Annotated in this window: 21 protein-coding genes and 1 pseudogene; 15 read left to right on the top strand and 7 right to left on the bottom strand. The window is 68.2% G+C overall.

Features of this window, described 5'->3' with window-relative positions; translation table 11 throughout:
• Positions 1 to 95 precede the first annotated feature (95 nt).
• Positions 96 to 1,016, top strand: a complete 921-nt coding sequence (locus tag L0U85_RS21275) for a LysR family transcriptional regulator (RefSeq protein WP_347177410.1) — start codon at positions 96 to 98, stop codon at positions 1,014 to 1,016.
• A 141-nt stretch (positions 1,017 to 1,157) separates the two neighbouring features.
• Here L0U85_RS21275 and L0U85_RS21270 read toward each other — a convergent pair.
• Positions 1,158 to 1,847 (bottom strand): annotated as a pseudogene (locus L0U85_RS21270) (YibE/F family protein); the annotation flags it as partial.
• Between the two features lie 518 nt (positions 1,848 to 2,365).
• A complete protein-coding gene (locus tag L0U85_RS09770) occupies positions 2,366 to 3,148 on the bottom strand; it encodes a maleylpyruvate isomerase family mycothiol-dependent enzyme (protein ID WP_241377575.1) in 783 nt (260 codons plus the stop codon).
• A 288-nt stretch (positions 3,149 to 3,436) separates the two neighbouring features.
• On the opposite strand from L0U85_RS09770, the gene L0U85_RS09765 reads away from it, so the two are divergent.
• The gene (locus L0U85_RS09765; RefSeq protein ID WP_347177409.1) at positions 3,437 to 3,859 is read left to right on the top strand and encodes a thiamine phosphate synthase; all 423 of its coding nucleotides are present in this window, start codon (positions 3,437 to 3,439) and stop codon (positions 3,857 to 3,859) included.
• On the opposite strand, the gene L0U85_RS09760 is transcribed toward L0U85_RS09765, so the two are convergent.
• The gene (locus L0U85_RS09760; protein WP_241377573.1) at positions 3,856 to 5,205 is read right to left on the bottom strand and encodes a GH1 family beta-glucosidase; all 1,350 of its coding nucleotides are present in this window, start codon (positions 5,203 to 5,205) and stop codon (positions 3,856 to 3,858) included. The genes L0U85_RS09765 and L0U85_RS09760 overlap by 4 nt on opposite strands.
• 343 nt (positions 5,206 to 5,548) lie before the next feature.
• Between L0U85_RS09760 and L0U85_RS09755 the strand changes: the two genes are divergently transcribed.
• The 3 genes from L0U85_RS09755 (at position 5,549) to L0U85_RS09745 (ending at position 8,889) form a co-directional block, all read left to right on the top strand.
• A complete protein-coding gene (locus L0U85_RS09755) occupies positions 5,549 to 6,880 on the top strand; it encodes an ABC transporter substrate-binding protein (protein ID WP_241377572.1) in 1,332 nt (443 codons plus the stop codon).
• Positions 6,881 to 6,970: 90 nt separating this feature from the next.
• Positions 6,971 to 7,945, top strand: coding sequence for a sugar ABC transporter permease (locus L0U85_RS09750; RefSeq protein WP_241377571.1), 975 nt, complete (start codon positions 6,971 to 6,973; stop codon positions 7,943 to 7,945).
• A complete protein-coding gene (locus tag L0U85_RS09745) occupies positions 7,942 to 8,889 on the top strand; it encodes a carbohydrate ABC transporter permease (RefSeq protein WP_241377570.1) in 948 nt (315 codons plus the stop codon). The genes L0U85_RS09750 and L0U85_RS09745 overlap by 4 nt, the downstream gene beginning before the upstream one ends.
• Here the strand turns inward: L0U85_RS09745 and L0U85_RS09740 are convergent.
• Positions 8,879 to 10,033: a phospholipase D-like domain-containing protein gene (locus tag L0U85_RS09740; RefSeq protein ID WP_241377569.1), complete on the bottom strand. Its 1,155-nt coding sequence runs from the start codon at positions 10,031 to 10,033 to the stop codon at positions 8,879 to 8,881. The genes L0U85_RS09745 and L0U85_RS09740 overlap by 11 nt on opposite strands.
• A gap of 256 nt (positions 10,034 to 10,289) precedes the next feature.
• On the opposite strand from L0U85_RS09740, the gene L0U85_RS09735 reads away from it, so the two are divergent.
• From L0U85_RS09735 to dapB, 6 genes are all read left to right on the top strand, one after another.
• Entirely contained in the window at positions 10,290 to 10,532 is a 243-nt protein-coding gene (locus L0U85_RS09735; RefSeq protein ID WP_241377568.1) for a hypothetical protein, read from the top strand.
• 108 nt (positions 10,533 to 10,640) lie between these two features.
• Positions 10,641 to 11,576 carry a bifunctional riboflavin kinase/FAD synthetase gene (locus L0U85_RS09730; protein ID WP_241377567.1) on the top strand — a complete coding sequence of 312 codons (936 nt, stop codon included), beginning with the start codon at positions 10,641 to 10,643 and terminating at the stop codon, positions 11,574 to 11,576.
• Between the two features lie 103 nt (positions 11,577 to 11,679).
• Entirely contained in the window at positions 11,680 to 11,949 is a 270-nt protein-coding gene (gene rpsO, locus L0U85_RS09725; RefSeq protein WP_241377566.1) for a 30S ribosomal protein S15, read from the top strand.
• A 343-nt stretch (positions 11,950 to 12,292) separates the two neighbouring features.
• Complete coding sequence (locus tag L0U85_RS09720) at positions 12,293 to 14,719, top strand: polyribonucleotide nucleotidyltransferase (protein ID WP_241377565.1); 2,427 nt, start codon at positions 12,293 to 12,295, stop codon at positions 14,717 to 14,719.
• Positions 14,720 to 16,021 (top strand): pitrilysin family protein, encoded by a 1,302-nt coding sequence (locus L0U85_RS09715; protein ID WP_241377564.1) that lies wholly within the window; start codon positions 14,720 to 14,722, stop codon positions 16,019 to 16,021.
• A complete protein-coding gene (gene dapB / locus L0U85_RS09710) occupies positions 16,018 to 16,758 on the top strand; it encodes a 4-hydroxy-tetrahydrodipicolinate reductase (RefSeq protein WP_241377563.1) in 741 nt (246 codons plus the stop codon). The genes L0U85_RS09715 and dapB overlap by 4 nt, the downstream gene beginning before the upstream one ends.
• 36 nt (positions 16,759 to 16,794) lie before the next feature.
• Here dapB and L0U85_RS09705 read toward each other — a convergent pair whose 3' ends face one another.
• Positions 16,795 to 17,481: a hypothetical protein gene (locus tag L0U85_RS09705; protein ID WP_241377562.1), complete on the bottom strand. Its 687-nt coding sequence runs from the start codon at positions 17,479 to 17,481 to the stop codon at positions 16,795 to 16,797.
• Between the two features lie 141 nt (positions 17,482 to 17,622).
• On the opposite strand from L0U85_RS09705, the gene L0U85_RS09700 reads away from it, so the two are divergent.
• Complete coding sequence (locus tag L0U85_RS09700) at positions 17,623 to 18,057, top strand: DUF2752 domain-containing protein (RefSeq protein ID WP_241377630.1); 435 nt, start codon at positions 17,623 to 17,625, stop codon at positions 18,055 to 18,057.
• Here the strand turns inward: L0U85_RS09700 and L0U85_RS09695 are convergent.
• Entirely contained in the window at positions 18,048 to 18,872 is an 825-nt protein-coding gene (locus L0U85_RS09695; protein WP_241377561.1) for a DUF4097 family beta strand repeat-containing protein, read from the bottom strand. The genes L0U85_RS09700 and L0U85_RS09695 overlap by 10 nt on opposite strands.
• A gap of 15 nt (positions 18,873 to 18,887) precedes the next feature.
• Positions 18,888 to 19,379, bottom strand: coding sequence for a hypothetical protein (locus L0U85_RS09690; protein WP_241377560.1), 492 nt, complete (start codon positions 19,377 to 19,379; stop codon positions 18,888 to 18,890).
• A gap of 224 nt (positions 19,380 to 19,603) precedes the next feature.
• Between L0U85_RS09690 and thyX the strand changes: the two genes are divergently transcribed.
• The 3 genes from thyX to L0U85_RS09675 all read left to right on the top strand — a co-directional run bounded on the left by thyX (position 19,604) and on the right by L0U85_RS09675 (position 23,055).
• Positions 19,604 to 20,356, top strand: a complete 753-nt coding sequence (gene thyX, locus L0U85_RS09685) for an FAD-dependent thymidylate synthase (protein WP_241377559.1) — start codon at positions 19,604 to 19,606, stop codon at positions 20,354 to 20,356.
• 114 nt (positions 20,357 to 20,470) lie between these two features.
• Positions 20,471 to 21,364, top strand: a complete 894-nt coding sequence (gene dapA, locus L0U85_RS09680; protein WP_241377558.1) for a 4-hydroxy-tetrahydrodipicolinate synthase — start codon at positions 20,471 to 20,473, stop codon at positions 21,362 to 21,364.
• Positions 21,364 to 23,055 carry a ribonuclease J gene (locus tag L0U85_RS09675; protein WP_241377557.1) on the top strand — a complete coding sequence of 564 codons (1,692 nt, stop codon included), beginning with the start codon at positions 21,364 to 21,366 and terminating at the stop codon, positions 23,053 to 23,055. Before dapA ends, L0U85_RS09675 begins: the two co-directional genes overlap by 1 nt.
• Positions 23,056 to 23,648 lie beyond the last annotated feature (593 nt).

Here is a 23,648-nt window from a genome sequence, read left to right as displayed (position 1 = left end):
GTCTCCTTCATGGATGTTACCTGTAACGCTAAGAGTGGTATGAACAGAGCATCAATGCAAGTATCTCTAGCTTTTGCCGAGAGTAAGATTTACTTATGCTGGATGTCCGCCGCCTGCGCCTCCTCTACGAATTCGCCGCCCACGGATCGATAGTCGCCACTGCCTTGGCGACCGGCCAGACCGCCTCGGCCGTCTCGCAGCAGTTGGCCGCTCTGGAGAAGGAGACCGGTGTCGCCCTGCTGGAACGCACCGCCAGATCGGCGCAGCTGACCGACGCGGGACGCCGTCTCGTGGAGCACACCGGCTCGATCCTCGACGCGATCGACGCCGCCGAGACCGATCTGGCCGCCGACGCCGCCGAACCGAGGGGCCGGGTCATCATCACCGCCTTCCCGACCGTCGCGGTCGCCCTCGCCGGCCCGATCGTGCGGCGCCTGCGCCGCTACCCCGAGCTGACCATGGTGCTCCGCCAGCAGCACACGGTGACCGAGAGCCTCAGCCGCGTCCGCTCAGGTGAGATCGACCTGGCCCTCATCGACGACTGGTCGGGGATCCGCCGCCCGCCGACGATCGGCCCGCTCACCTACCATCACCTCGTCTCCGACCCGCTCGTCGCGGTCCTGCCGTCCCGGCACCCGCTGGCGTCCGAACGGAAGCTCTCTGCGCATGCGCTCGCCGACGAGTCCTGGATCGCCTCGCCCGAAGGCGAGCCGTCGCGGATGGCCCTGGACCGGCTGTGGCGCGCCGAGGGCATCACGGCGCCGGTCTCGGAGTTCGAGGGCCTGGACACGATCCTGACGCTGGTGGCGAAGGGCCTCGGAGTGACCGTCGCGCCGTGGATGGCCGCGGCCGAGCGCCGCGACGTGGCGGTGCGCCGTGTCGCCGAGCCGCTGTCGGGTCGCGACGTCTACGCCGTGCACCGCACCGCCTCGACCGGCCGTCCGGCGGTCATGACGGTGCTCCATGCGCTGCACCAGGCCGCGAGGAAGCTCATGGCCGCGGCCGAGCAGTTCTGATAAGCGCAGGTGCGACGGAGGATAAGGCGAATCATCCTCGCCCCAGTTGTCGCTCGGCTCCGGGTCCGGCTTCGGCCGCTTTCGCTCCTTCGGCTGCTTCTCCTTCGGCGGTTCCCTCCTGGCCAGCGCCGCGGCCAGCCAGGTCGTTATCGGCACGGCGGCGATGAGGCCGAGCGTGCCGACGACCGACCTGGTGATCTCGGTGGCGATCGTCTGGCTGGTCAGGATCTGGCCCAGTGGACGATTGGCGGCGGAGATGAGCACCAGCAGCGGCAGCGAGGCGCCCGCGTAGGCGAGCACGAGGGTGTTGATCACGCTGGTGAGGTGGTCGCGTCCGACGCGCATCCCCGAGCTGAACAGCCTGGCGCGCCCCCACCTCGGGTTCGCCTTGGCGACCTCGTCGACGGTGGCGGCCTGGGAGACGGTGACGTCGTCGATGACGCCGAGCGCGCCGATGAGGATACCGGCCAGCAGCAGACCGGACATGTCGATCGGGTACTGCATCGCCAGCGTCGTGGTCTCCTCGTCGAGCACGCCGTTGAGGTAGGCCAGGTGTACGGCGCCCTGGGCGAGCGCGCCGGTGAGCACCAGCGAGGCGAGCGTCCCGAGCACGGCCACGGTCGTCGTCCGGTTCCAGCCGTGCGACAGGTAGAGCGAGACGAGCATGATCGCCGCCGATCCGACGATCGCGACGAGCATCGGCGAGCGCCCGTCGAGGATCGCCGGGACGATGAACAGCAGCACCACGCCGAAGGTGATGCCGAGGCTCACCAGGGATCGCAGGCCCTTCCAGCGTCCGAAGGCGACGACGGCGAGCGCGAAGGCGATCACCAGCGCCCACAGCGCACTGGACCGCTCGTGGTCGATGATGTGGTACTGCTGCTCCGAGACCGAGTCGGGCGTGTAGATGAGGACCACGTCCTGTCCTGCGGCGACCTCGATGGCGCCGGGCCCGGCCGGGATGTCGACCAGGATCTCGCTGCCCGCGTCGGGTCCGGAGGCGAGCCGGACCAGGACGTCGCCGCAGCGGTCGGCCTGGAGCTGTTCTGACAGCTCGTCCTGCTCGGGGTCGCATTCGGTCTCGTGGACGGAGATGACGTAGCCTTCGACCTCGGTGCCGAATCCCTGGTCGTCGGCCTCTTCGACGCCGAACGGCCACAGCAGGGCGAGGCCTGCGAGGGTGGCGATCGCGGCGGGGAGGAGGATCCACAGGGCCGCGCGCGGGACGGCGTCAGTCGGCGCGAGATGCTCTCGGTTCACCCCCGAAAGGATACGGGCAGCGCCGCGCCGTCCACGGGCACCGACCCGCGGGTCCTCATTCGGTGTCGCTTTCTGTAGTGCTCTAGTGGCTAAGCGTCCACCGGGTCGACCCACCGCACGGCCGAGTAGTTGCGCCACAGTTGCAGCAGTGCCGGGTCGCCGCTCACCGTGAGATCGTCGAAGGGCAGCCGGTTCCACAGCGCCAGGTACAGCAGTTCCACGGGGCCCTCGATCGTGCAGTGAGGCGACTCGACCTCGTTGAACGTCACCAGCGGGCCGGTGTCGGTCGGGTGGATGTACCAGTCGCCGCGGCCGGGGGTCAGGTCGATCGCGTGGATGTGCAGGACCGAGGGGCGCAGGGCCCGGACGCGGCTGGAGGGCCGCCCGTGGAAGCCCAGGAGCAACTCGTCGATGCCGTCGGCGGCGAAGTCCCGCTTGATCGGTGAGATCTCGTCGCCTCTGGCCTGCTCGGCGTCGACTCGGTGGATGGTGGTCTCGTGTGCCTGGCGCCGCACCCAGAAGCGCTTTGAGGACTCGGAGGAGAACACCTGCCAGCACTGGAGGTCGTCGGGTGCGTTCTCGAGTGTCGAGGCGAGGTGGCTGAGTCCAACTCGGACCCAGTCGACCAGCAGTTCGTCGTGCGGCATCGGGCCGACGACATGCTGGAACTCGCGTTGACGGGGGTCGTAGGGCAGGGCACCTGCGACTATGGCCGTAGCCCAGCGGTGGACCGTACCTATGTGGGTCAACAGGTCCTTGACGGTCCAACCGGGGCAAGTCGGCACAGCGGCGTTGAGCGCGAGTTCTCCTCCCGCGATGGCGATCCGCTCCCCCTCGGTACGCAGCACATTGATTTGATCGCCGATATTCATCTCCAGCAGTCTCGCACCTGTGTCATGAATTACGCAAGTTCGGACAAGGATCCGATACGGAAGTGTTAAATCGGTCGACCCAGCGTGCGCGTGATCTAACGCGCAAATCCGATAGGCTCGCCTCTCATGGCCAGCCTGCAACACCGGCTCGTTGTCGTCACAGACGGCAACGGGTACCCCAGAACACTTGTCGCGCACGTCGATCGTGCCCTGCAGGGAGGTCCATTCTCACTGCTCTTTCGGGAGAAGCACCTCGATTGGTCCGAGCGGCGGAGTCTGGCCGCGCGCTTGGAGGTCGTCCTTTCGGCCTCGGGCGGCGAACTGGTGGTCGCCGACCCGCGCGAGACGGTGCCCGCGGCGCATCTGTCGGCGCTCTTCCCGATGCCGGTCCCACGCCCCGAATGCGTGGGCCGGTCCGTCCACGTCGGAGAGCCGATCGACGAGGAGCTGGACTACGTCACGTACTCGCCGATCTGGCCCACCGCCTCCAAACCCGGCTACGGGCCGGCGATCGGGCTGGAAGGCCTCGCCGAGCGCGTGGCGACGAGCCCGGTGCCGGTGTACGCGCTCGGGGGCGTCACCGGCCCCGAGCGGGCCCGCGCCGCACGGGAGGCGGGTGCGGCGGGTGTCGCGGTCATGGGCGCGGTCATGGGCGCCGAGGCGCCCGAGCGAGTCGTGGCGGCACTGCGGGCCGCGCTGGAACCGGTCTAGTCCAGTTCGAGGCCGTTCGCGGCGATGACGTCGGAGTAGAACTTCGCCGAGGCCTTCGGAATGCGCCGCTGGGTGGCGTAGTCGACGTAGACCAGGCCGAAGCGCTTGTCGTAGCCGAATGCCCACTCGAAGTTGTCCATGAGCGACCAGGCGGTGTAGCCGCGCACGTCCACGCCCGCCCCGATGGCGTCGTGGACCGCCCCGATGTGCGAGCGCAGGTACTCGATCCGCTCGGTGTCGACGACCTCGCCGGCCTCATTCGGGCCGGTCGGGTAGGCGGCGCCGTTCTCGGTGACCATGACCGGCACGCCGTAGTCCTTGTGGATGCGCACGAGCAGGTCGAACAGGCCGCTTGCGTCGATCGGCCAGCCCATGTCGGTCACCGGGAGTTCCTCGGGGGTCCATCCTTCGATGCCGGCCGAGCCGGGGAACACGTCGATTTCGGGCGCGCCGGCCTTCGAACGCAGCCAGGTGGGCGTGTAGTAGTTGACGCCCAGCAAATCGATCGGCTGGCTGATCGTCTCCAGGTCCCCGTCCTGGACGAAGCCCCAGTCGGTGTGGGACCGCGTGTTGGCGACGACGTCCTCGGGGTAGGCGCCCTTGAGCAACGGGTCGAAGAAGATCCGGTTGGCGACCCCGTCGACGACCTGCACGGCGTCCTCGTCGCCGCGGCAATGCGAGGGGTTGAGCACGATCGAGACCTGCTCGGCGCCCGCGGCGCGCAGCGCCTGGGTCGCCAGGCCGTGCCCGAGCAGCAGGTGGTGGACGGCGGCCAGGGCCGCGCCCGGCTCGGTGCGGCCCGGCGCATGGTGGCCGTTGGCGTAGCCGAGGTAGGCCGAGCACCACGGCTCGTTGAGCGTCCACCACGTCTCGACCCGGTCGACCAGGCGGGAGGCGACGATCGCGGCGTATTCGCCGAAGCGCTCGGCGGTGTCGCGCACGGGCCATCCGCCGAGATTCTCCAGGGTCAGCGGCAGGTCCCAGTGATAGAGCGTCGGCATGGGCTTGATGCCCGCTGCGACGAGCTTGTCGACCAGGCGGTCGTAGAAGTCGAGGCCCGCGGGATTGGCCGGGCCCGAGCCGTCGGGCTGGATCCGCGGCCAGGCGATGGAGAAGCGGTAGGTGTCGACGCCCATCGACCGCATCAGGTCGATGTCCTCGTCGACGCGGTGGTAGTGATCGCATGCGACACGCCCGGACTGGCCGCGCCAAGTCTTGCCCGGAATATCAGAGAATCTGTCCCAGATGGACTGTCCGCGGCCATCCTCGGCGGCGGCGCCCTCGATCTGGTAGGAGGCGGTCGCGGTGCCCCAGAGGAAGCCTTCCGGGAAATGGAACTGCTGCATGAGGGGCACCTTTCAGGTCAAGAGGAGGCTGAGATGTCGTGTCCTCGAAGTTTCCGACGATAGCGATGATACTTTCATGTCACCGCTCCCACGCATCTGGCCCGTCAAGGATATCGGCATCAGGCCGTCAAAGATATCGATAGTGTCGCCATGAGTAACGATTCGGTAATTTAGCCTTGACATGTAGTGTAATCCAGCGCACGATTTCGGCGTCGTCCCCAACGGCGAGTGAGGCGGTTCCGCAAGGAACACGCAGTGCGTGAGCACGGTGTGGATCCGACCGGAAAATGGGAGGCAGTCGGACTCGCCGGGCGACCATCAGCTGCATAGAGAGGGAATCCCGATGAGCAAGACCCGACGACTGATGTGCCTAGCGGCTGCCACCAGCGCCCTCGCGCTCGCGGCCGCGGCCTGCGGCGCACCCGAAGAAGAGGAATCCCGGGGCGAGGTCCCCGCGGAGGCCGAGGACTGCGCCAACTACGAGCAGTACGGCTCCTTCGACGGTGAAACCGTTTCCATTCTCGGTTCCATCCGCGACGCCGAGGCCGACGAGATGGTAGAGGCCTGGAGCTTCTTCGAAGAGTGCACCGGCATCACCATCGACTACGAGGGCTCAGGCGAGTTCGAATCCGACATGAAGGTCCGCGTCGACGGCGGCAACGCCCCCGACATCGCGCTGTTCCCGCAGCCGGGCCTGATGGAGAACTTCGCCGACGACCTCGTTCCCGCGTCAGACGAGGTCAACTCGCTGGCCACCGAGGGCTGGAGTGAGGACTGGCTCCAGTACGGCACCATCGACGACACCTTCTACGCGCCGCCGAACTCCGGCAACGCCAAGTCGTTCATCTGGTACTCGCCCTCGTTCTTCGCCGACGCCGGCTACGAGGTCCCGGCCACCTGGGACGAACTGATCAGCCTGTCCGACCAGATCGCCGCCGACGGCGTCATGCCCTGGTGCGTCGGCTTCGAGTCCGGCGGCGCCACCGGCTGGCCCGGCACGGACTGGATCGAGGACATCGTCCTTCGCGAAGGCACCGACCTGTACGACCAGTGGGTCAACCACGAGATCCCGTTCAACGACCCGCAGATCGTCGCCGCCATCGAAAAGGCCGGCGAGGTCCTGCTCAACGAGGACTACATCTACGGAGGCACCGACACGATCAGCTCGACTCCCTTCCAGGAGGGCGGCTACGCGATCCTCGACGGTGAATGCGCCATGCATCGCCAGGCGTCCTTCTACGGCGCCATGTGGCCCGGCGGCACCACCGTCGCCGAGGACGGCGACGTGTTCGCGTTCCGCTTCCCCGAGTCCAACGAGGGCGACAACACCATGCTGGTCGGCGGCGAGTTCGTGGCGGCCTTCAACGACTCGGAGGCGGTCGAGGCCACCCGCCAGTTCCTGGCCTCTGAGCTCTACCACAACACCCGGCTCCAGACCGGCCCGTGGAGCACCGCCCACCAGGGCGTGGACCCGGCCAACGCCACCACGCCGATCAACGAGTTCGCCACCGAGATCCTGACCGACCCGGCCGTCACCGTCCGCTTCGACGGATCGGACCTCATGCCCGGCGAGGTCGGCGCCTCCTCCTTCTGGACCGGCATGGTCCAGTGGGTCGATGGCGAGAAGACCAGCGAGCAGGTCGCCGACGACATCGAGAACTCCTGGCCGAACTAGCAGTACGACGATCAACCGAATGACGACGCCGAGCGGGGTCCCGACGGCCCCGCTCGGCACATCGCCCGAACATCTGGAGCGCGCTGGATCGTGAACGTCTCCCAACTCACCGACCGCTTCGGGCTGCTGGCCGTCGGCCTCATCGCCTTCGTAGTGGTCATGCTCGCCCTCTACGGGCTCGCGGAACTCGCCTCAAGACGCAACCGCAGTCGCCTGGTGGCCTCGGTCTTCCTCTTCCCGGCCGTCCTCTTCCTGCTCCTCGGCCTCGTGTACCCGGCCGTCCGCACCATCGTGATGTCGTTCTACAGCTCGGACGGCTCACGATTCGTCTGGCTGGACAACTACGGGTGGGCCCTGTCCGACCCCGACGCCGTCCAGACCCTGATCAACACCGCCCTGTGGATCATCATCGTCCCGGCGCTGTCGACCGCCCTCGGCCTGGTCTACGCCGTCCTCATCGACGGCAGAAGAGGCGAGCGGACCTACAAGGCCCTCGTCTTCCTGCCGATGGGCATCTCCTTCGTCGGCGCCTCCATCATCTGGAAGTTCATCTACCAGTACAAGGCCACAGGCAACCAGATCGGCCTGATGAACCAGGTCGTGGTCTGGTTCGGCGCCAGCCCGATCAACTGGCTCAACACCTTCCCGATGAACAACCTCCTGCTGATGGTCGTCCTCATCTGGATCGAGGTCGGCTTCGCCACCGTGGTCCTGTCGGCCGCCCTCAAGGGCGTCCCCCTGGAGATCATCGAGGCCGCCCGAATCGACGGCGCCAGCCCTGCCCAGATCTTCTGGAGGGTCACCGTCCCCTCGATCCGTTCCGCCATCGTCGTCGTCGCCGTGACCGTCTTCATCGCCACGCTCAAGCTCTTCGACATCGTCCGGGCCATGACCGGCGGCCACCACGGCACCGACGTCCTCGCCCACAACATGTGGGACCAGGCGTTCCGACTCGGCAACGACGGACGCGGCGCGACCATGGCGGTGCTGTTGTTCCTCCTGGTCGTCCCCGTCGTCATCTACCAGGTGCGCAACATGCGCCGCCAGGAACTGGAGGCTCGATGAGCGTCAAGACCGAGCCCGAGGCCGTCTCCACCATCGGTGAGAGTCGCGGCGAGCGCATCCGGCGCCTGCTCTCCAGCAGGCTCGCCAGCGCCTTCGCCGTCGGCATCGCCCTGATCTGGACGATCCCGACCGCGGGGCTGTTCATCTCGTCGCTCCGCCCCGAGGACGACATCCGCGCCACCGGCTGGTGGACCTTCTTCGGCGACCCGAGCTTCACGCTCGAAACCTACAACTACGTGCTGTACAGCACCTCTCAGGGCGGCGGTCTCATCCGCAACCTGATCAACACCGTCGTCATCACCATTCCAGGCGTGATCATCCCGGTCACCTTCGCCGCCTTGGCCGCGTACGCGCTCTCCTGGATCCAATTCAAAGGGCGCAACCTGCTCTACATCGGGATCTTCACGCTGCAGGTGGTGCCGCTCCAGATGGCGCTGATCCCGCTCTTGTCGTTCTTCAGCAAGGGACTGGCCATCGGCCCGCTGACGCTCATGCCCGCCTGGCAGCTGACCGGCGTGCAGACGATCGTCCAGGTGTGGATCGCCCACTCGATCTTCGGTCTGCCGCTGGCGATCTACCTGCTGCACAACTTCATGAGGGAACTGCCCACTGACGTGATGGAGGCGGCGCGCATCGACGGCGCCAGCCATTCGCAGATCTTCCGCAAGGTCGTCCTGCCGCTGGTGACGCCGGCGCTGGCCTCGATCGGCATCTTCCAGTTCCTGTGGGTGTGGAACGACTTCCTGGTCGGGCGCACCTTCGGCGGCGGCGAGGCCACGCGGCCGCTGACCGCGGTGCTCGGCGACATGGCCGGCACCTGGGGCTTCGGCTGGACGCGTCTGCCCGCGGCGGCGTTCGTCGCGATCATCGTCCCGCTGCTCGTGTTCCTGCTGCTCCAGAGGTACTTCGTCCGAGGTCTGCTCGCCGGCTCCGTCAAGGGCTAGCTCCATCGGCGAAGCCTGCGAGCCGTAATCGGGCACTGCCTCTCCACAACCTCTTGAAGTAGTCCGTGTAGACGCCGGCGACGGTCTTGCCTCCCACCCGGAGCAGGTTGTCGTCGGCGTTCTTCATGCTGTTCTTGTTGAGGTTGTGCGTGCCGGTGTAGACGAGCTGACGCGCCTTCCCGTTGAACTCGGCGTCGAGGACGATGAACTTGTCGCGCAGCGAGGAGTGGACGCGGACGCTCCCGCCGCCGGTCGCCTTCGCGATCCAGCTCGGGCTGTTGGTGTCCTTGTCCAGGACCACGACCTTGACGTCGCATCCGAGCCGCTTGATCCGGCCGAGCTGCTCGCGCACCGCCGGCCGGTTGGGTTGGAAGTTCGCGTGCGCGACCCACACCCGGTCGCCCTTGGCGCAGCCGGTGACCTGCTTCAGCTGCGAGGCGATCGGATCGGCCGAGCGCGGGAAGACCCACGCGTGGGTGCCGTTGCCCGGGGTGTCCTTGTGCCGCTCACCCCAGCCCTTCCATGATCCTTTATAGAGCCGCTGCCAGTACCTGTTGTAGAACCCGTGCAGAGACCGGTCGCCGTGCACCGCGATGAGGTTGTGCGCCTGGGTGGTGTGGAAGCGGGTGAAGTTGAAGCTGGTGGTGATCACCGTCGGCCTGTCATCGCGTTCGATGAGGAAGAAGCGGTTGTGGTTGGGGCCCTTCGTCCGGCCCGCCGGATTGGGCAGGCAGGCGCCCTTGCACTGCTTGACGGCGATGCCGGCGTCCTTGAACTCGGCGATGACCGCGTTGTTCGCTGCCGGCGCGCTGCCGCGCCGGCCGATGACGACCTTGACGTCGACGCCGCGCCGCTTCGCCTTGATCAGGCTCTCGGCCACGGGTCTCACGGGCCGCTCGAGCGTCCACTGGTAGACCGACGCTCGGACGGTGTCGCCGCGGCCGGTTCGGTCGATCTGGCGCACGATCTCCTTGACGATGGAGGTGTCGGAACCGCCGCGCGGGTCGGTGCGGCAGACGGTGTGCCCGTTGAGCTGGACGCAGCCGGTCGACCCCGCCGCCTGCGCGGTGCCTCCGCCGGTGACGGTGGCCGCGGCGATCGCCGCGGTCGTGGCGGCGGCGACGGCCGCGGTCCGGAATCTCATGAATGTCATTCGCTCACCCCGTTTGTGCTGGTTCAGTTCGTCCGAAGATGGCACGCCTAGGGGCGATTGTCGGGCCAACGGCGAGGCAGGGGACGGTATTGGCTGCTGACGGGGCTGACGGGCCTGTAATTCCATTAGTGCGGGATCGACGCCTGCGTCAGAGAGATTCTCGGAAAACACAGTCGGATAACTGACGATTCTTCAAGAATCAAGGGAAGCAGGTTTCGCCGCACCCACCAGCGATTCAGGAGGCGCCATGTGTCCCCATCCCACCGAGGAACTGCCGGAGGAGCCCCACCATACGGTCCCAGGGCAGGTCAACGAGCATCTCGCCGAGCACTCCGATCCGGAGGTGCTCGGCGACGAGATTCCGGTCCCCGCGGACACGGTCGGCAACGGCTGGCTGCTGCTGGGCATATTCCTACTGCTCACCGTGGGCGTGCTGATGCTGCTCATCTTCGCCTCAGGAGGGAACGCGGAATCGTCGATGATTCTGTAGGGGCCTCTGGTGGTCCCGGCCGGGACCACCAGAGGCCCCTAGCGGCGGCGACCACTGCGCGCCTCGTCCGTTGGGCGGACCGGGCCCGGCAGTGAGAAGATCGTCCCCGTGGAAACCTGGCGTGGAATAGACGCAACCCCTGACGGCTGGCCCGCCTCGGTGGTCGCGATCGGCGTATTCGACGGCGTTCACCGCGGTCACGCCGCCCTCATCCGAACCGCTGTCAAGGCGGCGGCCGAGCGCGATGCCCGCTGCGTCGTCGTCACCTTCGATCCGCACCCGACTGCCGTGGTCGCCCCTAATGCAGTCCCGCCCCAGCTCACCAGTGTCGAGCGGCGCGTCGAACTGCTCGGTGCGCTCGGTGTCGACGGGGTCTGCGTCCTGCCGTTCACCAAGGAGCTCTCGCAGCGCAGCCCCGAGGAATTCGTCCGGGGCGTCCTTGTCGATCGACTGCACGCGGTCGGCGTCGTCGTCGGCGAGAACTTCCGCTTCGGCCACAAGGCAGCCGGTGACGTGAAACATCTGGCCGAACTCGGCGCCGACCTCGGCTTCGAGGTCCTTGCCCAGGGCCTGAGCGCCGACATCGAAGCCTTCTCCTCGACCCGCGTCCGCGCCAGCCTCGCCCAAGGGGACGTCGAAGGGGCCTCCGCGATCCTCGGCCGCGACTTCGGCGTCGAAGGCACCGTCGTCCACGGCCACGCGCGCGGTGCCGACCTCGGCTTCCCGACCGCGAACCTCCGGCCGCTGCCGGGCTTCGCGATTCCCTCCGACGGCATATACACCGGCTGGTTTCACATGGACTCACGCCGCCTCCCGGCGGCGATCAGCATCGGCACCAACCCCACCTTCGGCGACGAGGAGCGCTCGGTCGAGGCGTTCTTGCTCGACTTCTCCGGCAACCTGTACGACGCCGAGGTCCGGCTCGACTTCGTCTCGCGCCTGCGCGGCCAGATCGCGTTCGGCGACGTCGACGACCTGGTCAAACAGATCGAGACGGACGTCGCACAGACCCGTGCGGCCTTGGGGCTCGACCGAGGCCGCTGATAGCCTGATCGGGTTCGCGCGGACTGGACTGGTCCGAGCGGCCCGACCGACCTACACGACGCCGTGGGTCACGCCGGTTCATCCACCCAAGAGGGAGTTGCAAATGGCGCTCGAAGCCACGAAGAAGGCTGACATCATCAAGGAGTACGCCACCCACGAGGGCGACTCGGGTTCGACCGAGGTCCAGGTGGCGCTGCTGACGGCCCGCATCAAAGAGCTGACCACTCACGTCCAGGAGCACAAGCACGACCACCACTCGCGTCGTGGCCTGCTCCTCCTGGTCGGCAAGCGTCGCCGTCTGCTCAAGTACCTCAAGAACGAGGACATCACCCGCTACCGTTCGCTCATCGAGCGCCTCGGAATCCGCGGTTAGACGACTCGTCAGCCGGGCCTGTTCAGGGCCCGCAAGCTCCGCCGAGAGGGAGCAGCCGACCGGCTGCTCCCTCTCGCGTATTCCGCGCCACCTTCCGTGCCCGTTTCGCTTCGCGGCTGCCGTCGCCTCGGCCGGATAACGTAGGCTGGGCGAAGAGCACAAGCTCTGCCACAGTGCCTTCAGACGAGGCACGGCGCGACTCGCCAGAGACCGCCGGTCCTCGGTAGTGGCACCCGGACCGTCCCGCCATAGGCTCGGGACGCCGATCCGTGTGCTTCGATCGAAGACCGGCCCCAACATGGCAAGGCGCGCTCCGAACTACAAATGAGGAGTCAGATACTCAATGTCCGAAGCAACCGAACGGACACCCGAGGCCCACAACCTGGGGGAGCATCACGCCACCGCCGTCATCGACAACGGTGAGTTCGGCACTCGCGAGATCGTCTTCAGCACCGGTCGCCTCGCCAAGCTGGCGCCGGGCTCGGCCATCGTGCAGATGGACGACACCGTGGTCCTCTCGACCACCGCCGCTTCGAAGAGCCCGAGGGAGCACCTCGACTTCTTCCCGCTGACCGTCGACATCGAGGAGCGGATGTACGCCGCCGGGCGCATTCCCGGCTCGTTCTTCCGCCGTGAGGGCCGTCCCAGCGAGAACGCCATCCTGACCTGCCGCCTGATCGACCGCGGCCTGCGCCCCTCGTTCGTGAGCGGTCTGCGCAACGAGGTCCAGGTCATCGGCACGATCCTCGCCGTCGACGAGCGCGACGAGTACGACGTGGTCGCCATGAACGGCGCCTCCATGTCGACCCAGCTCTCCGGACTGCCGTTCTCCGGGCCCCTCGGGTCCACCCGCGCCGTCCTCATCGACGGGCAGTGGGTGTGCTTCCCGACGCTCGAGCAGATCGAGAAGGCCACCTTCGACATGATCGTGACCGGCCGCGTCCTCGAATCGGGCGACGTCGCGATCATGATGGTCGAGGCTGAGGCCACGGAGAACACCGTCGCGCTCATCGCCGGCGGCGCGCAGAAGCCCACCGAGGAGGTCGTCGCCGGCGGCCTCGAAGCGGTCAAGCCGGTCATCTCCGAGCTGGTCCGCGCCCAGGCCGAACTGGCGGCGGTCGCCGCCAAGCCCGTGGCGGAGTACCCGCGCTTCCCCGACTACCTCGACGACGCGTTCGCGGCCGTCGAGTCGGCGGTCGGCCCGGAACTCGACCAGGCGCTCGTCATCGCCGACAAGCAGGAGCGAGGCACCGAGCTCGACCGCGTCAAGGCGGTCATGCTCGAAAAGCTCGGCGCTGACTTCGAGGGTCGCGAAGGCGAGCTCTCGGCCTCGCTGCGGTCCCTGACCAAGAAGCTGGTCCGCAAGCGCGTCATCGCCGAGGGCGTCCGCATCGACGGCCGCACCCCGGTCGACATCCGGCCGCTCGCGGCCGAGGTCGCGGTGCTGCCGCGCGTCCACGGCTCGGCGATCTTCGAGCGCGGCGAGACCCAGATCATGGGTGTCACCACGCTGAACATGCTGCGCATGGAGCAGGCCATCGACACGCTGTCGCCGGTGAGCAAGAAGCGCTACATGCACAACTACAACTTCCCGCCGTACTCGACCGGTGAGACCGGCCGCGTCGGCTCGCCGAAGCGCCGCGAGATCGGCCACGGCGCGCTCGCCGAGCGCGCCCTGGTTCCGGTCCTGCCGGGCCGCGAGGAGTTCCCGTACGCGATCCGGCAGGTCTCGGAGGCGCTGGGCTCGAACGGCTCGACGTCGATGGGCTCGGTCTGCGCGTCGACCATGGCGCTGATGAACGCCGGCGTGCCGATCAAGGCACCGGTCGCGGGCATCGCGATGGGCCTGATCAGCGAGGAGGTCGACGGCGAGACCAAGTACGTCACGCTGACCGACATCCTCGGCGCCGAGGACGCTTATGGCGACATGGACTTCAAGGTCGCCGGCACGCCCGAGTTCGTGACGGCGCTCCAGCTGGACACCAAGCTCGACGGCCTCCCCTCAGAGGTCCTGGCGCAGGCGCTCCAGCAGGCCAACGACGCCCGCCACGCGATTCTCGACGTCATGGGCGAGGCCATCTCGGAGCCCGGCGAGCTCGCCGCGACCGCTCCGCGGATCACCACGCTGAAGATCCCGGTCGACAAGATCGGCGCGATCATCGGGCCGAAGGGCCAGACGATCAACCAGATCCAGGACGACACCGGCGCCGACATCACCGTCGAGGACGACGGCACCATCTATGTGTCGGCCGAGAGCGGCGACGCCGCGGCCGCCGCGGTGGAGACCATCAACGGGATCGCCAACCCGACCCTGCCGAACGTGGGCGACCGCTTCCTCGGCACCGTCGTGAAGACAACCGACTTCGGTGCCTTCATCTCGCTGACGCCGGGCCGCGACGGCCTGCTGCACATCTCGAAGGTGGGCGACGGCAAGCGCGTCGACCGCGTCGAGGACGTGCTGGGCGTCGGCGACAAGATCGAGGTCGAGATCGGCGACATCGACAACCGCGGCAAGATCTACCTCGACAAGGTCTACCCGGAGGGCGAGGAGCCGGAGGGCTACAAGAAGGGCCGTCCGGAGCGCCGCGAGGGCGACCGCGGACGCAGTGGCGACCGGGGCGACCGGGGCGACCGCGGCCCGCGGCGTGAGGGCGGCTCGCGCCGCTCGGACGACGAGCGTCCCCGCCGTTCGGACGACGAGCGCGGCGGCGGCGAGCGCCGTCGGCGCCGGACCCGCCGCACCGATGACGCCGGAGGCTCTGAAGAGTAAATGAGTCGTCCCCTGACTCGAACGCTCATTGACGACAACCCGCTGGGCGGCACGGTGCAACGCACGGTGCTGCCCAGCGGGTTGCGCGTGGTGACCGAGTCCATCCCCGTGATGCGCTCGGCCTCGGTCGGCGCCTGGATCGGCGTCGGCTCCCGCGATGAGACCCCCGAGATGTCGGGGGCGTCGCACTTCCTGGAGCACCTGCTGTTCAAAGGCACGGCCAAGCGAACGGCCGCCGAGATCTCCGAGGCCGTCGAGGCCGTCGGCGGCGAATCGAACGCCTACACCGCCCGCGACCACACCTGCTTCTACGAACGCGTCCTCGCCGACGACCTGCCCCTTGCGCTGGACGTGCTGGGCGATGCCGTGTCGGCCTCGCTCATCGCCGACCGGGACGTCGAAGTCGAGCGCGGCGTGATCCTGGAGGAGATCGCCTCCTCCGCCGACGACCCCGCCGAGGTCGTCCACGAGCACTTCAACAGGGCGCTGTTCGGCGACAGCCCGATCGGGCGCGACATCGCCGGGACCGCCGAATCGGTCCGGGCCATCACCGCCGAGCAGATCCGCGGCTTCTACCGCCGCCACTACCTGCCGTCGAACCTGCTCGTGTGCGCCGCCGGGGGAGTGGACCACGAAGAGGTCGTCAAGCTCGCCCGCGAGGCCTTCGCCCCGCTCCAGGGCGGTACCGAGGTGCCCGCCCAGCGCCTCCCGAGCGACGGCGTCCCCAGGCTCCCGAGCCTGCTCACGGTGACCAACGAGGACATCGAGCAGGCCAACCTCGTCATCGGCTGCCGCACCATGTCCAGGAAGGACGAGCGCGCCTACGCGCTCGGCGTGCTCAACAGCGTCCTCGGCGGCGGCTCGTCCTCTCGGCTGTTCCAGTCGATCCGCGAGGAACGCGGCCTGGCCTACTCGGTGAGCTCCTCGACCGCCCACTTCGGCGGGACCGGCTCGTTCAGCGTCTACGCGGGATGCAGCCCCGACAAGGCCCGCGAAGTCCGCGACCTCGTCGTCGCCGAAATAGCGCGCGTCGTCAACGACGGCATCACCGAAGAGGAACTGCGCCGGGGCAAGAAGATGTACGAGGTCGGCGTGATCCTCGCGATGGAGGACTCCGGTTCGCGCATGGAGTGGCTCGGCCGCGACGAGACGCTGTACGGCGAGCTGATCAGCGTGGAGCAGGACTTGGCGCGCAACGAGGCGGTGACCATGGCCCAGGTACGGGCCGTGGCGGCCGATATCCTGTCGCAGCCGATGACGACCGCGGCCGTGGGGCCGTTCGACCAAGGAGAGTTCGAATGATCAATGTGGGTGTGCTGGGCGCGCGTGGCCGGATGGGCCAGGCCGTCTGCGAGGCCGTGGCCGAAGCCGACGACATGAAGCTGGCCGCGGCGGTCGACCACGACGAACCCCTGGAGACGCTCACCGAGGCCGGGGTCGATGTGGTCGTGGACTTCACCCTGCCCGGCGTGGTCATGGACAACCTGGCCTGGTGCATCGACCATGGCCTGCACACCGTGGTCGGGACCTCCGGGTTCGATCAGGCCCGGCTCGACCGGGTCGGCGAGATGCTCGGCGACGACCCGGAGGTCGGCTCGATCATCGCCCCGAACTTCGGGATCGGCGCGGTCCTAATGATGCAGTTCGCCGCGAAGGCCGCGAAGCACTTCGCCTCGGCGGAGATCATCGAGACACACCACCCGCGCAAGGTCGACGCCCCCTCGGGCACGGCCGTCCACACCGCGCGGCTGATCGCGGCGGCAAGGGCCGAGGCCGACCTGCCCGAGATGCCGGACGCGACCGCCGAGGACGCGACCGGCGCCCGCGGCGGCGAGGTCGACGGCGTCCATGTCCACGCGATCCGCTCGGCCGGCTACGTAGCGAGCCAGGAGGTCCGCTTCGGCGGCCCCGGCGAGCGCTTCACGATCAGCCACGACTCACTCGACCGCGCCTCCTTCATGCCCGGTGTGCTCCTGGCGGTCCGGGCGGTGCCCTCGCTCCCCGGCCTCACCATCGGCATCGACGACCTCCTCGACTGAGGAGGTCGGGGTCGGGGTTCCCGCGGCTCACGTCGCTCAGAGCGAGTACTTCCGGAGCCGGCTCCACTGCCACAGCCACAGCAGCGCCAGCACGACCACGAGCGAACCGGCGCCGACTGCCAGCCACGCCCGGCCGTTGTACTGCTCGGCTTCGGCGCGCAGCTCGTAATCCTCGCCCGGCGACATAGTCCAGGTGACGGTGCGCCCGTCCAGTTCGCCGTTGTGGTCGGTGACGGCGGCGGGGAAGTTGACACTGATGACGATCTCGGCGTCCTCCAGGTTCTCGATGTCGAGGAACTCGTCGATCCTGAGGTCCCAGTAGCCGTCGAGGAGGTAGCGGCGGTCCTCGTGCGTGATCCGCAGGTACCCCCACTCGTCGCCGCCGAGGTCGGCGAACTCGGCCAAGGGCCGCCCGGTGAAGCTCGCGCTCTGTCCGATGTAGCCTTCGGCGTGGTAGGCGCTGCGATCGGCGTCCGGCACGCCCTCCAGCAGCGCTTCGAGAAACGCATCCAATTCAGACTGATCGATGGCGTCATCGCCGGAGCGGACCTCGTCGAGGAACTCCTCGCTCCAGGCGGCGGTGAAGGTCCCGTCGACCGAGTCGTCCGGCCGCACTTCGAGTTCCAGGTCGAGTCTGAGACAGCCGGAAGTGGCGATCAGGACGCCGACTGCGGCGCCCGCGGCCAGTGCCCGGCGCGTGGCCCGCTTCGTAAGTGCCAGCATGTTCCGAGCCTAGGCGTGCCGGCGGGGTGAACCGGCGCTTTCATCCAGATCGGCGGGCACGGGATACGCTGTGAGACGGGAGGAACCGTGTGCGCAGTTGATGAAGCGACCCTTGAACGAAGCGAGACTCGCCAGAGCGTGATGTCGCGCTGGACGACGTCGCTGCTCGCGCGGCCCTGGCTGGCGCCGGTGGCACTGCTGGCCTGCTTCGCGGCGGCGGCCGGCGGGGTGGTGGCGGCGAATCCGACGGACGACACCGGCCCGACGACGTGCCTGTTCAAGATGACCACGGGCTTCGACTGCCCCGGCTGCGGCGGCACCCGCGCGTTCTACTACCTGGTGACGGCGAATCTGCCCGAGGCAGCCCGGCACCACGCCATCGCCGTGTTCGCGGCCCCGTTCATCGTCTGGATGTACCTGGCCTGGGCGCTGCCGCGGATGGCGCCGAAGGTGAGGTGGCGTCTGCCGACGTTCCACCTCACCCCAAATGTACTGACGTCGTTCCTGATCGCCTGGGGCGTCTTCTTCCTCGCCCGCAATCTGCCCTGGGAGCCGTTCACCTACTTCTACGTGTAGGCGTTCGCCCGGTGCAGGTAGATGTCCCCGGAGACGGACCGGGCACGCACTTCCAGGCTCGTGCCCTCATCGGCCGACGGCGCGGGCGAGGTGTCGCCCGCGGCGAGCTCCGAGGTGACGGTCCCGGCCTTGGCGTCCAGGTCCATCCACACGTCGGTGCCGGCGACGACCCCGAGACTGATGCGCCCGGAAACGGTGTTCGCGCGGCAGACCCCCGACTTGAGCGCGCCCAGCTCGATGCCGCCGGAAAGCGTGTTGACGCGGGCCGAGCCGTCCACCCTCTCGGCGATGACCGCGCCGGCGACGGTCTTGGCCGTGAGGTCCCCTCCTACGTGGTCCGCCCGGACCTGGCCCGATGCGGTGTTCGCGCGGAACTCGTCGATGGCGTCGATGACGCTGATCGAGCCCGACACGGTGTTGGCGCGCACGCTAGTGGCCTGCTCGACGGTGGCCGAGCCGGCGACGGTGTTGATCGAGACGGGCCCGAGCTTGCCGTGCAGGCTGATCGGGGCCGAGGTCGACTTGACCGCGACGTCGGAGCCCACCGGGACCTTCACCGAGACATGGACGCCGATCTGCTTCTTGAACAGCCAGTTCTGTGGTTTCTCCGGCGCGACGACGCGCAGGTGGCCGTTCTCGAACTCGACGCGGGCCAGGTCGGCGGCGTCGTTGTCGCCCTCGATCTTTCGCTGCGCGGGCTTGATCTCGACCAGGACCTGGTCGGACTCGTGGGCGGTGACGGTGGCGGATCCTTCGGCGAGGGTGATCGACGCGGTGATCGGTCCGTCGTGGGTGAATTCCGTGTACTCGTTCATGAGTTCGACGCTCTCCTATGCCCGGGCGTAGCCGGTGATGCGTTGGCTGTATCGCGCGCCGCTGGTCGGGCTTGAAGTGCGCGAAGAGTGAACGGCGGTGTTGATGGCCCGCACGAGCCAGGCGTTGACCGAGGCGCCGTCAGCGGAGGCGGCCTTCTCGACGTCCTCCTTGAGCGACTCTGGCAGGCGCAGCGTGATGCGGGCGACGTCGTCGTCGACCGGCGGGGCCGGCGGCGGCGTGGTCTCGGACGCTTCGACGTCGGTGACGCGGAGGTCGACCTCCTTGCCTCGCACCCGCAGGTCGACTGACGCGGACGACCCGGCCTGGTCGAGTCCGGCGGTGATCTCGGCGGCGGCCTCGGAGAGTGCCTCCATGAGCGCGAGTCGCGCCCCGGCGTCGAGCGCCTCTGACAGCAGTTCTGCGGTCCGCGCGGCGTCTTCGCCGGCCGGTGCGGCGGCGGCGGTGAGGCTTCGGCGGAGCGATTCGATATACGGCGTCAAGTCCATGACACCATAGTGACATCACTGTTGATGTCTGTCAAGTCGATCTGATGCTCTGCCGCGCACCATTATGCCGCGATGCGGGAAAACCGCTGGTCAGACTGAGTGGTCGCCGTGTAGAGATGACCTGGCGGCATTCGTGGGCGCGGTCAAGGCCACAACCGTCGCCCGAGTACGCTCATAGAGCTATAACCAGCTGTAAGCAAATCGATCACGAGGGGGAGCGGGGCATGCCCGAAATCGTACCGATGGACGTCCGACTCATCGCCTGGACGCACTTCGAGGCCCCGGCCGACATCCCTTGGAACACCGACGCCGACGGCGGCGAAGGGCTCGCCGAGTTCGCCGGTCGCGCCTGCTACCAGTCCTGGAAGAAGCCCAACCCCAAGACCGCCACGAACGCCGGCTACCTCGACCACATCCTCCAGGTCGGGCACCTGTCGGTCCTCGAGCACGGCAGCGTCACCTTCTACCTCTCCGGTATCTCGCGCTCGCTCACGCACGAGCTCATCCGCCACCGCCACTTCTCCTACTCCCAGCTGTCGCAGCGCTACGTACCCGAGCGCGACGCGGCCATGGTCGAGCCGGAGGTCATCGCGGGGGACCCCGAGCTCCACGAACGCTTCCTGGCCGCCTCCGAGGCCGCCCAGAGCGCCTACAACGACCTCCTGGAAGGCCTCCAGAAGAAGTTCGCCGACGTGGCGAACCCCACGCTGCGTCGAAAGCAGGCGCGCCAGGCGGCGCGATCAGTACTGCCCAACGCCACCGAGACCCGCATCGTCGTCACCGGGAACTACCGCGCATGGCGCCACTTCATCGCCATGCGCGCCTCCGAACACGCCGATGTCGAGATCCGCGCGTTGGCCGTCGAATGCCTGCGGCAGCTCCAAGAGAAGGCCGCGAACGTCTTCGCCGACTTCACCATCGCCTCGCTCGACGACGGCACTGAAGTCGCGCACAGCCCCTACGTCACCGAGGGCTGAGGGCACCGAAGACCCCGAAGCCGTCCGAGACGGCGCCGAAACTTGAGACAGTGAAACGAACGAGCGACCGGGCGACGCCCCCGGACCGCCTCAATTCAGTATTGGTGAAAGCACATGCGCAACGTGAACCGCCCATTCGGGCGCACTCTGGCGGCCATGATCACGCCGTTCACGCCGTCGGGGGAGCTCGACGTGCCCGGAGCCGGCGAACTGGCCCGCTACCTCGTCGATGAGCAGGGGTGCGACGGACTCGTCCTCAACGGCACCACTGGTGAGTCGCCCACGACCACCGACGCCGAGAAGTCTCAGCTCATCGAAACCGTGGTCGAAGCCGTCGGCGACCGTGCCCACATCGTCGCCGGGGCCTCCACCTACGACACGCGCCACTCCGTCCGACTCGCCCAAGAGGCCGAGAAGGCGGGGGCGCGGGGCCTGCTGCTGGTCACGCCCTACTACTCGCGGCCGCCGCAGGACGGGATCGAGGCGCACTTCAACGCCATCGCCGACGCGACCGAGCTGCCGTGCATGCTCTACGACATCCCGCCGCGGTCGAGCGTGCCCATCACCGAGTCCTCCTACCTCCGCCTGGCCGAGCACCCGCGCATCATCGCCTGCAAGGACGCCACGGCCGACCTCTCGGCCACTCAACGCATCCGCGTAGCCACCGGGCTGACGTTCTACTGCGGTGTCGACGCGCTCAACCTCGCCGCCTACGCCACGGGGCAGGTCGGCGTCGTCTCCGTCATCGCCCACCTCGTGGGCAAGCAGATCAACGCCATGTTCGATGCCTTCGACGACGGCGACGTCGAGCGGGCCTCCGCGATCAACGACGCCCTGCTGCCCGCCATGCGCGCGCTCCAGGGCCCGGCGCAGGGGGTCACGGCCGTCAAGTGCGCGCTCGCCCAGCGCGGGCTCCCGGCAGGCGAGCCGAGGCTGCCGCTCACGCCCGCCGACGCGCTGATCGCGGACTTCATCGCCGAGAACCTCGCGACCGTCAAGGAGGTCTGATGAGCTTGACCCGACCCGACAATCTCAGAGAACCCGGCGAACTACCCGAAGGCGGCCTGCGCGTCGTCCCCCTCGGGGGACTGGGCGCGATCGGCCGCAACATGACTCTGTTCGAGTACGAGGGACGGCTCCTCATCGTCGACTGCGGGGTGCTCTTCCCCGACGTAGAGCAGCCGGGTGTCGACCTGATCCTGCCGGACTTCACGCCCATTCTCGACCGCCTCGACGACATCGAGGCCATCGTCATCACCCACGGGCACGAGGACCACATCGGCGGGATCCCGTTCCTGCTGGAGCACAAGCACGACATCCCGCTGGTCGGCTCCAAGTTCTCCGTCGCGCTCGTCGAGGCGAAGCTGCGTGAACGGCGCATCAGGCCGGTCTCCACGGTCGTCGCCGAGAGCGACACCGTCGAGCTGGGCCCGTTCGGGCTGGAGTTCCTCGCCGTCAACCACTCGATCCCCGATGCGCTCGCGGTCGCCATCCGCACCGGCGCGGGCCTGGTCCTGCACACCGGCGACTTCAAGATGGACCAGCTGCCCCTCGACGGGCGCATCACCGACCTCGCCGGCTTCGGCCGACTCGGCGACCAGGGCGTCGACCTGCTCCTGTCGGACTCGACGAACGCCGAAATCCCCGGATTCGTCACCTCCGAGCGAGAGATCGGCCCGGTCCTCGACAAGCTGTTCGAGGACGTCAAGGGCCGTATCATCGTCGCCTCCTTCGCCAGCCACGTCCACCGCGTCCAGCAGGTCCTGGACGCGGCCTGGGCGCACGGCCGCAGGGTCGCGTTCGTCGGCCGCTCCATGGTCCGCAACATGTCGATCGCCCGAGACCTCGGCCTCATGAAGATCCCCGAGGGCCTGCTGGTCAACATGGACGAGGCCGTCCGGCTGCCCAACGATGAGATCGTCTACATGTCCACCGGCTCCCAGGGCGAGCCGATGAGCGCTCTGGGCCGCATGGCGTCGGGCGACCACCGCCACATCACCGTCGAGCCCGACGACACCGTCATCCTCGCTTCCTCGCTGGTGCCGGGCAACGAGACCGCCGTCTACGGCGTCATCAACCGCCTCGCCCGCACCGGCGCCACGGTGATCCACAAGGACGTAGCGAAGGTCCACGTCTCGGGGCACGCGCCCGCCGGAGAACTGCTGTATGTGCTCAACAGCGTCAAGCCCTCCAACATGATCCCGGTCCACGGTGAGGCCAGGCACCTCCAGGCGCACGCGCGGCTCGCCATCGACTCCGGGGTCCCGGCCGACCAGGTCATCGTCATCGAGAACGGTGACGTCGTCGACCTCGTCGACGGCCGCGCCCGCCTCGTCGGCCACATCCCGAACAACCTGGTCTACGTCGACGGGCTCACCGTCGGCGATGTCGGCGAGCCGGTCCTCAGCGAGCGCAGAATGCTCGGCGACGGCGGCTTCATCGCGGCCACGGTCGTCATCGACTCCGAGAACGGCAAGGTCGTCGGCGGTCCCACCGTCTCGGCCCGCGGCTTCTCGGACGACCCGAAGGCGTTCGATGGCGTCCTGCCGCTTATCGACGAGGCGATGGAGCGGGCCGCCGCAGACGGCGTGGCCGAACCGCACCAGCTCCAGCAGATCATGCGGCGCACCGTCGGCAAATGGGTCAACGACACCTACCGCCGACGCCCGATGATCGTCCCGCACGTCCTCGAGGTCTGAGAACTCGCTGTTCTTCCGGGACCGCGTGGGCGTGGCGAAGCCGCGCCCACGCAGGAACGCTGTGTCCGGGTGGCCTGTCGGCGTCCCGATGGTGTCGGGGTGGGCTTCAAACGGGGCAGCGACGAAAATAGCCGAGTCGAGGCCGGGGCCGGTTGTCGGCCACGGAGGTTCCTGGGATGTAGCAGCGGATGAGTCGGCGGTGGTTGGCGGGGGTTCGCCTGAGGAGTCCGGCAATGGCCGCGCGTGCGTGGGCGGGAGCAGTGTGGCGGATGGTCGCTCTGCGCCAAGGGCGGCGGCGATGACGAGGTGGAGGGTTGGGCGGGGCGGTGTCTTCGGTTCCCCGGTGCCTCTCACTTACGCTTCAATCGATCAGCGACGAAAGAGCTGGGTGGAGTCCGGGGCGGGTTGTCGGCCACGGAGGCCGGTCGTGGGGGCAGGGCAGGGAGCGTGACTTTCGGGTCCGGTTCGGCGGCGGTGGCGGGGTTGTGGCGGTGTCGGTTTCGGGGGCTGTCGCATCTGGTTCGGTGGGCTGCGGGGGCGTCGGGTCGGGCGGCCGGAGGGCGGAGTCTCGGGCCGCTCGGGTGTGGAGACTT

This window comes from Glycomyces sp. L485, from assembly GCF_022548875.1.
Classification (GTDB): Bacteria; Actinomycetota; Actinomycetes; order Mycobacteriales; family Micromonosporaceae; genus Glycomyces.
Note: the sequence above shows the minus strand (reverse complement) of the source record. Positions and strands in the feature narration are given on the sequence as shown.